This window comes from Psychrobacillus psychrodurans, from assembly GCF_050209195.1.
In the GTDB taxonomy this organism is placed as follows: Bacteria; Bacillota; Bacilli; order Bacillales_A; family Planococcaceae; genus Psychrobacillus; species Psychrobacillus psychrodurans.
In genome coordinates, this window is the sequence record NZ_CP189791.1 from 1,496,331 (window position 1) to 1,511,782 (window position 15,452).

A 15,452-nucleotide genomic window follows, 5' to 3' on the forward strand; every position below is an offset into this window, starting at 1 on the left:
TATACAAAGTAAAATGAAACAATTCTTTTGCGCAATTCGTCTAACTGTTACTTCTAGAGGTGGGTTAATATGGAAGATAGGGGTGAGGATCGATTATTCTTGGGACTCATTCGAACGCAGGAGGGGAGCTACTTTGTTTATCTAAGTGAAAAATCATACGATCTCAGAGGATATTGTGCAGGGTTTTTATCATAGCATTTTGAAAAGAAAGGAATTTGTATAGAGATAAGAAAACTCCATAATTTCTAAGTAGCTGGCCCCATGAGAATTCTAGGGTATCCGATAGGTTACAGGGAGTGGAGTTTTTAAATACTCTTGATCTACCAAATGTATTTTTAAAAATAAAAGCTAGCATTTTCAAGGAATTAATAATCACAGTTTTATCAAATTAAATAGGAGTGATTAGGACTTGGCTAAAAAAGAATCAACAGATATTATATTTATCTTAGGCGTTATTTTGTATTCATTACTTTTTTTAGGACTTGCGGTTATCATAGCTTTTTTTTATGCGACATTTAGCATATTAAGTCTGTCTGCAGTTCTTGTGCCACTCTTTTTGTTTTTAGTGTTTATACTAATTTTGTGGAAATACAGTTATCTTAAGCATGCACAAAAACGTAGAACTTTGTTACTGGTTTTTGCTATTCTTAGTTTCATTCCGCCTTTATTTTTGATAGATATGTTAGGGAAGAATGAGGAAAAACTAAATTTTACAACGGAAAAGTGGTTGAATTATCCTGATGACAGAAGGTATATTGTCTATGATTTTTTACAAGAAAATAAAATAGTCGGACAAACAAAAAAAGATATCCAAAAGCAATTAGGAGTTCCAGAAAAAAACTCGTTTTACAGCGAACAGAATGCTATAGAATACCTGCTTGGTCTTGAGTTAGGATTCATACAAATGGATAGCTCTTACCTAATTATCTGGTTTGATGAAGAAGACAAAGTTATAGATTATGAGATAGTAACAGGTTAAAAAATAATTATATTTCCAGGTTTTCTTGTATTAAAATAATTATTGTTATGTGAGGTAAATATCAATACTTATAGCTATGTATATTGCTAGAGTCTAATGAAACGTTGAATAGAAAGAATATATTTTAAAAGTTGAAGACCCCCGTAATTCACAGAGAATCTTAATTTTATTAAAGTTGTCCCACTGTTGTAAAAGTAGTGGGGCTTCTTTTTTAAAAAAAATGTTACTTTCGTTTTTCTTTATATATTATTCTACTTATACAATCTAGGGTGTCTATTTTTAGTTTCTGTCGTTTATAAAGCAGATACCTTGAACAAATATTTACCTAGAATTATTATCTATTAGAGACGTTTAAATAACGAAGGGAAGAAAAAAATATGATAAGAAAACTTAAGCCCATTCCTGTTTCGGTTTTGGATTTAGTGGCTGTCAAAGAAGGCCAGTCAAACAAAGAAGCTTTTAAAGATATGGTTAGCCTGGCACAACATGCGGAAAAGATCGGATACAATCGTTATTGGCTAACGGAGCACCACAATTCGCAGACTGTTATTAGTTCTGCTACTTCTATTTTAATCGGTCATGTATTGGAAAAAACAGAAACTATTAAAGTAGGGTCAGGTGGTATTATGTTACCAAATCATGCACCACTTGTTGTTGCAGAGCAGTTTGGTACTCTTGAAACAATCTATCCGAATAGACTGGATTTAGGACTGGGTCGTGCTCCGGGAACTGACATGCAAACTGCTCATGCTCTACGCAGAACGACTCAGGAAACTTCTTTTTCTTTCCCACAGGATGTAGTGGAATTGCAAAATTACTTTAAATCATTAGATCAGCAAGGTGGAGTTCGTGCCTTTCCTGGTGTAGGTGTCAAAGTACCAATTTACATTCTTGGTTCGAGTACTTCAAGCGCAGAGTTAGCCGCTCGTTTGGGACTACCTTATGTATTTGCTGCACATTTTGCCCCCCAACAGTTTGAACTAGCGATACAAATTTATCGTAATAAGTTTGTTCCTTCTGTGTATTTGTCAGAACCATATGTGATGGTTTGTGTAAATGTGATAGCAGCAGATACAAATGAGGAAGCTAAAAAGCTTGCAACATCTAGTGATCGTTTTTATTTAAATGTAGTAAGCGGTAAAAAGGATTTGTTACAGCCCCCAATAGATACAATGGATGGTCATTGGAACCATTTAGAAGAAAATGCTGTCCGTGGAATGTCTGTTTATACATTTAAGGGAGATCTAAATGCAATCAGTACCCAATTAAAATCATTCCTAGGAGCATTCCACGTTGATGAATTGATGGCTGTTTCTTATATTTACGATCAAGAAGCAAGAAGACGTTCATATGAAATATTGAAGGAAGCTGTTGATCAACTATAAGCAGCCTATTTCTTACTAAATTGAATTCTATGTGGAATTCAAACGAAACGGAATTTTAAAATTTTTGCTGAATGTAGCAACCATTTTTTGGCGTCAAACGAAAACATGACTGAATCCCTATAGGATAAGGTTATGTTTTTTTCTTTGTATTTTAATAAGTAGGTATGACATTAATAAAATTTGCATCGGGTCATTGCCTAAACGGATTATAAAGTGCAAGCTAATGATATTTTTGGGAATTGGGTCTGGTTGCTTTTCCAATAGAAAAATTCCTACATAAAATATAAGTACTAATTTTTTTTACTTTTCTATGGGAGCGCTTTCGTGTTTTATTTGTCTAGAATAAATGCAAATAGTTAACAATCACTGTATAGAATTATTAAAGGGAGGTCCAGTAAATGAAAATTAACAATGCAATTGAAGTTTTAGATCGGATGCGTCTATCGAATGGAGCTTATACAGCCAGCGTTTCAAAAGACTACCATTTTGTCTGGATACGTGATGTCGTATACACGGTATTGCCTTTTTTACAAAGCAATTCTGATCGGTATGAAAAAGCATATCATGCTTTATTTGAACTATTTAAAACATACGAATGGAAAATAGATATTCACCGAGAAAAAAAACCGGTTTATCTTTTTGAGTATATCCACTCGCGATATTCCACAGATTTAGAGGAATTGAGCCAAGAATGGGGTCATGCGCAGAATGATGCGATTGGAGCGTTCCTATGGGGAGTAGGAGTGGGATTAAGCCACGGACATAAAGTTATCCGTGATGAGAATGATCTTTCTATTGTTCAGAAACTAGTCGACTATCTAGAGTGTCTAGGGTACTGGCAAGCAAAGGATAATGGAATGTGGGAAGAAAATATGGAACTACATGCTTCAAGTGTAGGTGCATGTGTGGCAGGCTTGAGTGCGGTGAAAATGCTTGTGAATGTTAAGGATGAACTAATTCAAAAAGGTGAAGAGACGCTGCGTTTTCTATTACCTCGTGAAAGTGAAACAAAAGAAACAGATTTATCACTTCTTTCACTTATCTATCCGTATCGTGTAATTGAAAGGAAAACTGCACTTAAGATAGTCGAGATGGTTTCCGAACAACTTGAGCGGACAAATGGCTGTATTCGTTATCGTAACGATCAGTATTATAACGAAGGCAGCGAAGCAGAATGGTGCTTTGGACTACCTTGGCTTGGACTGTGTTATTTTGAACTGGGGTTGCATGACAAGGCTTATGAATATGTGGATAAAACGGAAAGAATCGTACCAGAAAATTGGGAAGTCCCTGAATTATATATTGGCGGTAAAAATGTCCCAAATGGCAACACTCCACTAGCATGGTCCGTATCGCTTTCATATTTATTTTTAAACCGTATGGTAAATACACATTCTACACAATTGACAGGAAATGACTGAGCTCAAAATACAGGTATAAGATTATCTTTTAACAAGGGAGGACAGCTGATAACTTTTCTACGATTAACGGACCTTAGTATTTTATTGTTATTAACATTGCATGAACAAAATGTATTTCACAAAAATCCTCCATTGTATGGAGGATTTTTTATTATGTCAATATTTATCGAATATTAGGAATAGTTAAATATTAAAAGGTGTTTAAAGATATATGGCGAATAATTTAGAGTAGAATTGGTATTTATATTGAGAAAATCATAGATTGAAAGAGGTGTTTAAATGGTAGAAGTCATGAAGTTGAATAACCAGCTATACCCAAGTGATTTTGATGTATACCTTTTTCATGAAGGAACACTGTATGAAAGTTATAAGATGCTCGGAGCTCATATACTTGATGAGAAAGATATACAAGGTGTTCGTTTTGCAGTTTGGGCACCAAATGCAAGACAGGTTTCCGTTGTAGGTAATTTTAATAATTGGAATGGTACTCAGCATAAACTAGAATGCTTGGATCAATCTGGAATCTGGGTTTTATTTGTTCCTGAACTTGCACATGGTGATATCTATAAGTATGAGGTTACAGGACCAGATGGACGGAAGGAGTTAAAAGCAGATCCGTATGCTTTTTATTCGGAGCTCCGACCAGAAACAGCTTCTATTATCTACAATTTGAATACATTTAAGTGGCAAGATCAAAAATGGATGGCAAACCGAGTAAAAAAGGATATTTATCACAAACCCATGATGATTTACGAAGTTCACTTGGCTTCATGGAAACAAAAAGAAGATGGGGAGTTTTATAATTATCAAGAACTTGCAGATGAATTGATCAATTATGCAATTGATAATGGCTTTACACATATTGAGTTGATGCCTGTTATGGAGCATCCGTACGATGGTTCATGGGGTTATCAAATAACTGGCTACTATTCAGCGACTAGCAGATATGGTACGCCTGAACAACTAATGTATTTTATAGATCGATGCCATCAAAAGGACATTGGCGTAATACTTGACTGGGTGCCTGCACATTTTTGTAAGGATATACATGGACTTGGAAAGTTCGATGGAACGGCACTTTTCGAATCGGCAGACCCAATGAGAGCAGAGAGACCAATTTGGGGAACATATAGCTTTGACTATAGTAAGCCTGAAGTCGTCAGCTTCCTCATTTCAAACGCAATATTTTGGATGGATGTCTATCATGTAGACGGTTTTCGTATAGATGCAGTTTCATCCATGATTTACCTAAATCATGATAATCCTCTCCCTGTAAAATTGAAAAATCAATATGGAAGTGGAGAGAATCTTGAAGCAATCGAATTTCTAAAAAAGTTAAATGAGAATATTTTCCAAAGATTCCCAGGTGCTCTGATGATGGCGGAAGAAGCAACCGAATGGCCGTTGGTAACAAGTCCAACTAGTGCAGGTGGACTAGGATTTAATTATAAATGGAATATGGGTTGGTCAAATGACGTGCTCAAATATATGATGCTTGATATTAATCAACGACCAAAGCATCATCATTTATTAACATTTTCGTTTTTATATGCATTTTCAGAAAACTTTGTCCTTCCATTTTCACATGATGAAATAGTTCACGGCAAAAGGTCATTACTAAATAAAATGCCCGGTGACTACTGGCAAAAATTTGCAAACCTTCGCCTCTTATTTGGCTATTTATTTGCGCATCCAGGGAAGAAACTTTTATTTATGGGTAGTGAATTTGCACAATTTGACGAATGGAAATACCAACAAGAAATGGATTGGATGCTATTAGATTTTGACGCTCATTCCACTTTTTTTCGGTACTATAGAGATTTAAATAAATTATATCAAGAAACATCTTCACTATGGCGATTAGATCATGAGCCAGTCGGCTTTCATTGGATCGACGCGGATAATGCAGATCAAAGTGTGATTACCTTTATGAGAAAAGGAAAACGTAAGGGGGATTATTGCATTATTGTTTGTAATTTTTCAGCCACTGTTTACCATAAATATCAAATAGGAGTTCCGACCAAGGGTAAATATTTTGAAGCATTTAATAGTGATGCTACTTCATATGGAGGGTCGGGACAGTTGAATTCAACCCCAATGAATGCCAGTCAAATTTCTCAAAATAACCAACCTTATAGCTTAGAAATAACTGTACCACCATTAGGGATAGCTATATTCATGAAAGAAACGAAAAAAAGAAAAAGGGGAGTCAGTACAAATGGCATCTAAAAAATGGATTGCAATGCTTTTAGCAGGTGGTCAAGGTTCGAGGCTCGGGGAATTGACGAGTGACTTAGCTAAACCAGCAGTGCCATTTGGAGGGAAATACCGGATTATCGATTTTACCTTAAGTAACTGTACACATTCAGGTATTGATACTGTCGGCATACTAACTCAATATCGGCCGCACATTTTAAATTCATATATTGGGAACGGCCGTCCATGGGATTTTGATCGGAATAACGGTGGGGTTTCGATGCTACCACCTTATCAGGGAAAAGATGGTGGTGAATGGTATAAAGGTACAGCAAATGCCGTCTACCAAAACTTCCACTTTATCGATCATAATAATCCAGAATATGTACTTGTAATCTCAGGAGATCATATTTATAAGATGGATTACAATAATATGCTCGAAGATCATATTGAAAAGGGTGCACATGCGACGATAGCTGTCTTAGAGGTACCTTGGGGAGAAGCAAATCGCTTTGGTATTATGAATACAAACGAAACGGATCAAATTATTGAATTTGATGAAAAACCAAAATATCCAAAAAGTAATTTAGCTTCGATGGGAGTGTATATATTTAATTGGAAACATCTTAAAAAATATTTAACAGAAGATGAACAGGATAGTAGTTCTTCTAATGACTTTGGAAAAGACATAATTCCCAAAATGCTGAAGGATGAAGCAAAACTACAAGCGTATCGCTTTAAAGGCTACTGGAAAGATGTCGGAACGATTGAAAGCCTGTGGGAAGCACATATGGATTTATTGGAGGAACCTTCAAATTTCAAGTTAGGAGATCCAAACTGGCAAATATACGCTGGAAATGCCAACCATCCCCCACAATATATATCTGAAGATGCTGATGTAACACAATCTTTAGTCAATGAAGGTTGTTTGGTGTTTGGAAAGGTAGATCATTCAGTTCTTTCCTATAATGTCCAAGTTGGCAGTGGCTCTATTGTACAAAATTCTGTAATCATGCCAAATGTGAAAATCGGTAATAATGTTATCGTTGAAAAAGTTATAATCGGTAGCGGTACAGTTATTGAAGATGGTGCTGTAATCTCTGACTCTAAAAAAGGACTCATATTAATTGGTGAAAATCAACGGGTTTCCTCGGAAAGTGCTTTGCTGAAGGCTTTATAATAGGAGGTAGGTTCAATGAGGAATGTATTAGGTGTTATTAATCTTGTAAATGAAAGACCTATATTAAAAGAATTAACTCATCATCGTTGCTTAGCCTCCTTACCATTTGGCGGACGTTACCGGATGATTGATTTCACTATGTCAAACTTTATGAACGTCTCTGTAAGTAAAGTTGCTATTTTCGCAAAAGATAAATATCGATCATTGATGGATCATCTAGGTTCCGGAAAGGAATGGGATCTCGATCACCGTTCACAAGGTCTTTTCATTTTACCTTCAATCCATCCTGACGAAAAAATTAAAGGAGACTTGCAGCAGTTCTATGATCATTTAGAATTTTTCCAGCGGGCAATTGCAGATACAGTAATTATTGCTCCTGGCCATCATATTTGTAAAATTGACTTTAATGATGTGATCAAACAGCATGAAAGTAATGGTGCTGATATTACAGTTCTGTATAAGGATTACGATGGGGAGGCAGTGAAAAGACCAATTTATCATCAATGTTCACTTGATACAAACGGTGTAGTTGGTGATATAAATTTTTTTACGTCACCTAAGAAAGGTGATCATATATGTTTAGAAACATATGTGATTAAGAAACAACTATTAATAGATTTAATAAAGAATTGTATAGAATATGATGAATATGATTTTTTAAAGGATATTGTTAAAGCAAATTTAATCAACCTTAAAGTGCAAGGATATCGATTTACAGGTTATATGCCATTTATTCATTCCCTAGAAACATATCATACTAGTAATATGGAATTTCTAAATCCAGAAATTCTTCGAAGCTTTTTTTATGATTCGTGGGAAGTTTTCACGAAAATCAAACATGAAGCACCTGCCGAATTTGCAACTTCTTCCAAGGTTTCTAACTCATTAATCGCAAATGGGTGTATTATTGAAGGCACTGTTGAAAATAGTATTATTTTCAGAGGGGTTAAAGTTAAAAAGGGAGCAGTAGTTAAAAACAGTATCATTATGCAAAAAGGTGATATTGAAGAAGGAGCTCATATAGAAAATGTGATTACTGATAAACAAGTTGTCATTACTAAAAATCAAATAATCACAGCAATGAATAAGCCGATTGTAATCAGAAAAGAAGTAGTATTTTAAACTGGAGGTACACTAGCATGAATGTTTTATTTTCAGCCTCAGAGTGCGCCCCATTTATAAAGACCGGGGGACTAGGTGATGTTATTGGCGCCTTGCCTCAATCTTTAAAAGAACAGGGAGTAAACGTCAGCATAGTATTACCTAAATATGACGATCTCCCATTGAATTTTAAAGAACAGATGGAGTGGATTAAAAGCATTGAAGTACCAGTAGGATGGAGACGTCAATTTTGTGGTATAGAGAAAATTCATTATCAAGGAGTAACTGTATATTTTCTAGATAACGAATATTATTTTAATAGGCATGGTAGTTATGGCTTTGACGACGATGGTGAACGTTTCGCTTTCTTTTCGCGAGCCGTGCTAGAGGCCTTACCATTTCTAGAGGAGCGACCGGATATTATACATTGTCATGATTGGCAAACAGGGCTGATTCCTGTTCAATTGAGAGCTAATTATGAAAACAATAAGTATTATAAGGGAATTAAAACTGTGTTTACCATTCATAATTTACGCTATCAAGGTGTATATCCTAAATCAGTTCTAACTGATTTGTTGGATCTAGACGAGCAATATTATCATTTGGACGCCTTAGAGTTTTATGGTAATGTAAGCTACCTCAAAGGAGGACTCGCCTTCGCAGATTGTCTAACGACTGTTAGTTCAACCTATGCATCTGAAATACAGTCTCCATATTATGGGGAAAAACTGGATGGATTTTTACGAAAAAGAGGTGTTAATCTGCAAGGAATCGTGAATGGAATAGATAATAATTCCTACGATCCTAAAGTGGATGAAAATCTTTTCCTTCCATACGACGATTATAAGGGGAAGTCTATAAATAAAATGCGCCTTCAGGAAAAACTTGGGCTACCTATTCATGCTGATATTCCCATAATTTCAATGGTTACTAGACTAGTTGATCAAAAAGGTATAGATTTGATTTTACATGTCTTCCATGAAATTATTGGTCTAGATGTTCAGTTTGTTTTACTAGGAACAGGAGATCAGCGGTATGAAGAAACGTTCATTTATTTAGAAGGCATTTATCCGGATAAAGTGTCAGCTAACCTTTATTTTGACGAAGCATTGGCGCGACAGATTTATGCCGGTTCGGATCTCTTTTTAATGCCATCTCAGTTTGAGCCGTGTGGTATTGGGCAATTGCTCGCACTTCGCTATGGAACCTTGCCAATCGTCCGTGAAACGGGGGGGCTGAAGGATACAGTTATGCCATACAATGAAATAACAGAAGAAGGAAATGGATTCAGCTTTGCTAATTATAATGCACACGAATTGCTTCATACAATTGAGCGTGCAGTAGCACTATATCGTTCCCAACCTACTAAGTGGGACCACCTGGTAGGTCGTGCAATGGATCTGGACTTTAGCTGGTCTTCATCTTCGCAGCAATATATAAAATTGTATGAGAATCTCCTTAAGTCCCATTAATAATCAAGAATTGTTAACAATGGTTGTAAAACCTGATAATCTACACAAAGACGCATTCCATTGAGGGATGCGTCTTTGTGTAGTTCGCAAATTGAAAATCACTAGAGATTTAAATGAAAATGCGTTAATTATTATTTAGTGAAAATGAAAAATAATGGGTCGAGCTTCGAGTTGATTGTAGTATTGTTTATTTTACTAATTATTGTAGGAGCAAGTTTTAATTAATACAAATACGTTCGAAATTAAAGAGAAAGTTGGCCAAAAATATAATAATTAGTCATAGAGTAGATGCTATTTCCAACATGCTAGGAATAATTGATGGAAGTTCGACTTTAAAAACTTGTTCTTTTAACCCTTAATTACTATTGAGTCTATTGATACTGGAGGAGAACTGCAAGGCGTTTTTAAAATACATAGAAGAAAGAGATATCATCAACTGATTAAAATTTTTATTGCTGAGTTTTTTAATAGAGCACAATTGAAATAATTTAGTAGTTAAAAAATTCTATTACCTTTATTAGCTAAATGCTTTCAAGGTTTTATACTATGATTTATATTAAATCAGCTAATTATTAAATTGGAAAGCAATGATAAGAATGAACTGACACCAAAGATTAGGAGTAGTAGAGAGAGAGAGAGAGAGAGAGAGAGAGAGAGTAAACTTTTACTTGACATAAGTCAGAAAAAGATGTAGGTTATATTAGCTTTATAAAATTATATTAAAATATTGTTACCAAATTACTCCAATAATTTAAAGCTTGATCGCTAGTCTAATCGGAAGGTGATAAAATGGAAATTTTAAGTAATAAAAAGACTGCTTTTTTAAAGAAGTTTTCTAGTCTATATTTTTTAGCCGTTTTCATGCTATGGATTAAAACATATATCACACAAGTAACTCAGTTTAACTTAGGAGTAGAAGGATTCCTTGAACATTTCCTTCTATTATTAAATCCACTCGGCTCCGCCATGTTATTTCTTGGGTTTTCTTTCTTTTTCAGAGGAGGAAAATATACTTTACTTGTAATATTCTACACTTTAATGTCTATTCTTTTATATGCAAATACAGTTTATTATAGATTCTTTAGTGACTTTATTACATTACCTACGTTTACTCAAACGCAGAACTTTGGAGACTTAGGTGGCAGTGTAATTTCTTTATTAAAACCCTACGATATATTGTTCTTTGTTGATGTACTTTTGTTAATTTACTTATGTTTATCTAAAAAAACACAAAAAGATAATAGTAGAATTGGATATAAAAAAGCTATTACAGGAATTGCTTTTGTGTTAGCAATATCTATACTAAATTTAGGACTAGCTAACATTGATCGACCACAGCTATTAACTCGTGGCTTTGATAGAAGCTATATTGTGAAGTATTTAGGAATGTATAACTATACTATTTATGACGCTACTGAAACTATAAAGGCCTCTTCACAAAGGGTTTTAGCTGATAGCGATGATATGACAGAAATTATTAACTATACAAAATCTAACTATGGTGAATCTAACCCAGAATATTTTGGGGCAGCAAAAGAAATGAACGTCATCTATATCCATTTAGAGTCATTTCAAAACTTTCTAATGAATTATAAAATAAATGGTGAAGAAGTTACACCATTCTTAAATTCTTTAATTAAAGATCCGAATACACTATACTTTGATAACTTCTTCCATCAAACAGCACAAGGTAAAACTTCGGATGCTGAATTTATGCTTGAAAATTCTTTATTTGGTTTACCGCAAGGATCTGCATTTATTACAAAAGGTCAGAATACCTATCAAGCAGCTCCTGCAATCTTAAAAGAGAGTGGTTATTCATCTGCTGTATTCCATGGTAATAACGGAACCTTTTGGAATCGTAACGAAATTTATAAATCATTCGGCTATGACCATTTCTTTGATGCCAATTATTATGACACTAGTGTTGGAGAAGATATGGCTGAATATGGCTTGCTGGATAAGCCATTCTTTGAACAATCATTAGATTATATAAAAGCTCTACCTCAGCCTTTCTATTCTAAATTTATAACAGTTGGGAATCATTATCCGTATAAAATGGATCAAAACTTAACAACAATTGATAAAGCTGATACTGGTGATGCAAGTGTAGATGATTATTTCCAAACTGCTCGTTATGCAGATGAAGCAATTGAACAGTTCATTGGTGAATTACAAAAGTCTGGCTTATATGATAATAGTATGCTTGTTTTTTATGGTGACCATTACGGTATTTCAGAAAATCATAATAAAGCAATGGAACAAATCATAGGAAAAGAAATTACTCCATACGAAAGTACCAATTTACAACGTGTACCATTAATTATTCACGTTCCTGGAATGCAAGGTGGAATTAATCATACTTACGGAGGGCAAATAGACCTTCTCCCCACCTTATTACACTTACTTGGTATTGATTCACAAAATTACGTTCATTTTGGTACTGACTTATTATCAAAAGAGCATAATAATGTAGTAACATTTAGAAATGGTGATTATGTAACTCCTACCATCTATGCGATTGATGAAAAATTCTATGATGCAACAACAGGTTTACCACTAGATGATGATAATCAATTAGAGAAAGCGATTGAGTATAAAAAAGAAGTGGATAAAAAATTACAATTATCCGATAAAGTTGTAAATGGTGACTTATTGAGATTCTATACACCTGCGGGATTTTCTAAAGTTAATCCTTCTGAATTCAATTATAATCAGGGTGTAACGGAAGAAACTGATAATGAAGAAAAATAGGGAGTAATACACCTAATATATAGTTGGTGGGTAACACAGAGATAGGTTTGGCATGCATTTCACAATTGCTAAATATCTTGGAAGATAGACTGAAGTATATATCATCGAACCATTCGGAGGTTGAATTGCTCACTTTATTTTAGCGTTTAAGAAACTCCTCATATGACAACGGAAGACTATTAATTAGTAGTTAATAGTCTTCAATTGTCCCAGTTTCCTCTGGCATCAAGATTTGGATATCCCATAAACTGAGTAGTTTTCACTTGATAAGTTCATACTTCTAAAAAAGAAGTAGGTGAACACTATTACGAAATTAGAAGTAACATTGAATGATTTTTATTTTGAAACGCTTAATGAATTAGTTAACCAATTTAACGAATTAATTCCTAAGCATGCGGTTTATAGATATTCGGCGCAAGACGTTTTGGAATTACTTATCCTTAAAGAATATGTGAACAGTGATATAAAAACTATTTGACCTTGAAAAGGGCACTGAAAGAGTCCTCAAAGGTATTTCATAGCGAGTAAGTGAACGATTTATCGTTCGCTTACTCGCTATTTTAAATTGGGGAGCCGTTGATATATGTTTCAGGCGGATGCGTTTCTACCTGGTACTATTTCAGGTGCCTATTTTTGATTGCTCCTGTATCTCTAATTTACATTCACCACATTTTCTATATAACTATAGTTCAGTGAAATAATCCGGATTCTCGTGACTTTTTCAACATTAGTTTTGTTTTTCGGTTAATCTTTTCTTTAAGGAAGGTGCCGAATATTAAAAATGCTAGACTGAATAGCAAAAGGAAGGAAGCATCTCGTATTGCTCTCTGCCACACTATACCACCTACAGCTTCTCGCATAATATCGACTGCATACGTAAAAGGGAGTGCAGGGTTAATCGCCTGAAAAAACTCTGGTAATAGAACGACTGGATAAGTACCACCTGCCCCAGCAATTTGCAAGACAAGCATAATAATTGCAAACGCTTTACCTATATCACCAAAAACAGAAACTAGCGTATAAACAATTGACATGAAAACGAAACTAATAAGAAACCCAAATAATATAAACCAGAAAGAATCTTTAACATCAACACCTAAAAGAACAATGTCACCTATTGTTACAATTAATGATTGTAGAAGACCAATAGCTGAAAATGTAAACAGTCTACCGAAATACACTGCTCGTTCGCTTACACTACTTTCATGATTGGTATCTGTAGCAAGCAGGGAGATAAGAAGCAAACAACCGACCCAGATAGCAAGAACTGTATAAAAAGGAGTCATACCTGTTCCATAGTTTGCGATAGGGAAAAGTTTGTTTTCTTTCAAGACGATTGGTTCTTCAAAGAAGCTACGTTCCGCTTGTGGATCATTGCGGAGTAACTGGATTATTTCACTAATATTCGTTTCACCTTGAACTTTTCGTATCCTATCTGCTAATTGGTTTACTTTATCACTTATATAAGGATATTGTGCCAATGCTTGATCCAATGTTGTTTTTCCCTCTTTTATGTGGGCGTCTGTGCTGTTTAGGGTACGGGTGACTTCTGGTAGAGTGGACTGTATACTGGCTAGCATTTCTTTGGCATTTCCTAAAGTCTTTTTTGCTTTAGCTACTTCGGAAAGAATAGTTGGTTCAATCGTGTTCTTGTATTCGTTTATAAAGGCATCCAGTTGGACGGATGTATTCTGAGCTATTTTTTGTAAATCATTCAACGTTTTTTGCATTTGTTGTTCTTTATCTTTTACAAGGGTATCAATTGTTCGTGCATTTGTTTGCGCTTCTTGTAAAAAAGCTTTCAGTTCGTTCGTTCTATCAATTGCATGAGCTAGTTTTGTTTGTTGTTCTACGTTGTTTTCTTCCAAATTAGAATCATTAGAGCTATTGGCTACTTCCTTTAACCAATTAAGGTCCTTCTCGATAGAGTCAACTGTTTGTATATTATAGGTTATCTTGTTGTCAAGATCCTCTTTTACTCTGTCCAACTCTGTAAAATCCAATTGGACGTTTTGAACGCTTTGAATAAATTCATTTGTACTTTGTGCAATCTCCGATACTTTTTCCAAATCATTTTCAACTACAGGTGCCAGTTCATTTAAGCGATTTTGTGCTTTCGTCAAGAAATCTATTGTTTTTTCAATCGAACTCAAACCTTCAGTCGTTATTTGTTCGGCTCGTGGCACCATTGAATTAGCTTGTGAGATAATTTTTTGTGCGGAAGAAGCATCATTTTTAACACCAGTAAGCAATTTATGGATCGTAGGCAATTCTTTTTCCATTTTAAATACATAGTTTTCGAAGTTTTGAATATCTGGTAGATCACTTTCTATTGCAATTCCTAAATCATTAAAGAGGTCAAAAATGACTCCATTCACACTTGAGATGAATTGACTACTAACTTTTTGAACAATAACCGTTGCACCTTTTTCCGTTATTTTGGGTGCAATGGAGTTAATTTTTTCATTTACATAGTACTCTATATCCGCCTTCTGGGGATTATCTGAAACGACGGAAGCTAACTTTTCGGAAAAATTATTAGGGATAATAATTACGGCAAAAAAATCACCATATTCAACTTGTTCCATAGCGGACTTGCGTGAAGTAAAAGACCAGTTCATGTCCCGGTTATCTTTTAATGTGTCGACCAGTTGATTTCCAACATTTAGTTGTTCACCACGGACTATTGCTCCTGTATCTTCATTCACAATAGCCACAGGAATTTGGTCAGTTTTAGCATAAGGATCCCAAGAAGCGTATATATTAAGCCATGCATATAAAGAAGGTAGAAAAACTAACCCCCCTATAATAATTGCAGCAACCCAATTCCTGCTTATATTTTGAATGTCTGTCTTGAAAATAACCCAACTATTTTTCATAACTAGTCCACCCTACTGAATTTGATAGGTCTTTGATGGTTGTAGTATACCCCAATAGATAGCGACTAATGTAAGTATGGACAGG

At 34.8% G+C, this 15,452-nt stretch carries 10 protein-coding genes; 9 read left to right on the top strand and 1 reads right to left on the bottom strand.

Annotated elements, in window-relative coordinates; genetic code table 11:
• Positions 1–409 precede the first annotated feature (409 nt).
• The 9 genes from ACQCPR_RS06960 (at position 410) to ACQCPR_RS07000 (ending at position 12,488) form a co-directional block, all read left to right on the top strand.
• A complete protein-coding gene (locus ACQCPR_RS06960) occupies positions 410–979 on the top strand; it encodes a hypothetical protein (protein ID WP_427138593.1) in 570 nt (189 codons plus the stop codon).
• Between the two features lie 377 nt (positions 980–1,356).
• Positions 1,357–2,364, top strand: a complete 1,008-nt coding sequence (locus ACQCPR_RS06965; RefSeq protein ID WP_427138594.1) for an LLM class flavin-dependent oxidoreductase — start codon at positions 1,357–1,359, stop codon at positions 2,362–2,364.
• Between the two features lie 398 nt (positions 2,365–2,762).
• A complete protein-coding gene (locus ACQCPR_RS06970; RefSeq protein WP_427138595.1) occupies positions 2,763–3,785 on the top strand; it encodes a glycoside hydrolase family 15 protein in 1,023 nt (340 codons plus the stop codon).
• A 279-nt stretch (positions 3,786–4,064) separates the two neighbouring features.
• The gene (gene glgB / locus ACQCPR_RS06975; RefSeq protein WP_427138596.1) at positions 4,065–6,014 is read left to right on the top strand and encodes a 1,4-alpha-glucan branching protein GlgB; all 1,950 of its coding nucleotides are present in this window, start codon (positions 4,065–4,067) and stop codon (positions 6,012–6,014) included.
• Positions 6,004–7,161 carry a glucose-1-phosphate adenylyltransferase gene (locus ACQCPR_RS06980; RefSeq protein WP_427138597.1) on the top strand — a complete coding sequence of 386 codons (1,158 nt, stop codon included), beginning with the start codon at positions 6,004–6,006 and terminating at the stop codon, positions 7,159–7,161. Before glgB ends, ACQCPR_RS06980 begins: the two co-directional genes overlap by 11 nt.
• A gap of 15 nt (positions 7,162–7,176) precedes the next feature.
• Entirely contained in the window at positions 7,177–8,283 is a 1,107-nt protein-coding gene (glgD, locus tag ACQCPR_RS06985) for a glucose-1-phosphate adenylyltransferase subunit GlgD (protein WP_427138598.1), read from the top strand.
• A gap of 17 nt (positions 8,284–8,300) precedes the next feature.
• Entirely contained in the window at positions 8,301–9,734 is a 1,434-nt protein-coding gene (glgA, locus tag ACQCPR_RS06990; protein ID WP_427138599.1) for a glycogen synthase GlgA, read from the top strand.
• Positions 9,735–9,878: 144 nt separating this feature from the next.
• Positions 9,879–9,959 carry a YjcZ family sporulation protein gene (locus tag ACQCPR_RS06995; RefSeq protein ID WP_139175955.1) on the top strand — a complete coding sequence of 27 codons (81 nt, stop codon included), beginning with the start codon at positions 9,879–9,881 and terminating at the stop codon, positions 9,957–9,959.
• Positions 9,960–10,523: 564 nt separating this feature from the next.
• Positions 10,524–12,488: an LTA synthase family protein gene (locus ACQCPR_RS07000; protein ID WP_427138600.1), complete on the top strand. Its 1,965-nt coding sequence runs from the start codon at positions 10,524–10,526 to the stop codon at positions 12,486–12,488.
• Positions 12,489–13,177: 689 nt separating this feature from the next.
• On the opposite strand, the gene ACQCPR_RS07005 is transcribed toward ACQCPR_RS07000, so the two are convergent.
• Positions 13,178–15,367, bottom strand: coding sequence for a YhgE/Pip family protein (locus tag ACQCPR_RS07005; RefSeq protein ID WP_427138601.1), 2,190 nt, complete (start codon positions 15,365–15,367; stop codon positions 13,178–13,180).
• Between the last annotated feature and the right edge of the window lie 85 nt (positions 15,368–15,452).

Coding starts and splice junctions, on each gene's coding strand:
- ACQCPR_RS06965 (WP_427138594.1), top strand. CDS start 1,357: ATGATAAGAAAACTTAAGCCCATTCCTGTTTCGGTTTTGGATTTAGTG.
- ACQCPR_RS06970 (WP_427138595.1), top strand. CDS start 2,763: ATGAAAATTAACAATGCAATTGAAGTTTTAGATCGGATGCGTCTATCG.
- glgB (WP_427138596.1), top strand. CDS start 4,065: ATGGTAGAAGTCATGAAGTTGAATAACCAGCTATACCCAAGTGATTTT.
- ACQCPR_RS06980 (WP_427138597.1), top strand. CDS start 6,004: ATGGCATCTAAAAAATGGATTGCAATGCTTTTAGCAGGTGGTCAAGGT.
- glgD (WP_427138598.1), top strand. CDS start 7,177: ATGAGGAATGTATTAGGTGTTATTAATCTTGTAAATGAAAGACCTATA.
- glgA (WP_427138599.1), top strand. CDS start 8,301: ATGAATGTTTTATTTTCAGCCTCAGAGTGCGCCCCATTTATAAAGACC.
- ACQCPR_RS06995 (WP_139175955.1), top strand. CDS start 9,879: ATGAAAAATAATGGGTCGAGCTTCGAGTTGATTGTAGTATTGTTTATT.
- ACQCPR_RS07000 (WP_427138600.1), top strand. CDS start 10,524: ATGGAAATTTTAAGTAATAAAAAGACTGCTTTTTTAAAGAAGTTTTCT.
- ACQCPR_RS07005 (WP_427138601.1), bottom strand. CDS start 15,367: ATGAAAAATAGTTGGGTTATTTTCAAGACAGACATTCAAAATATAAGC.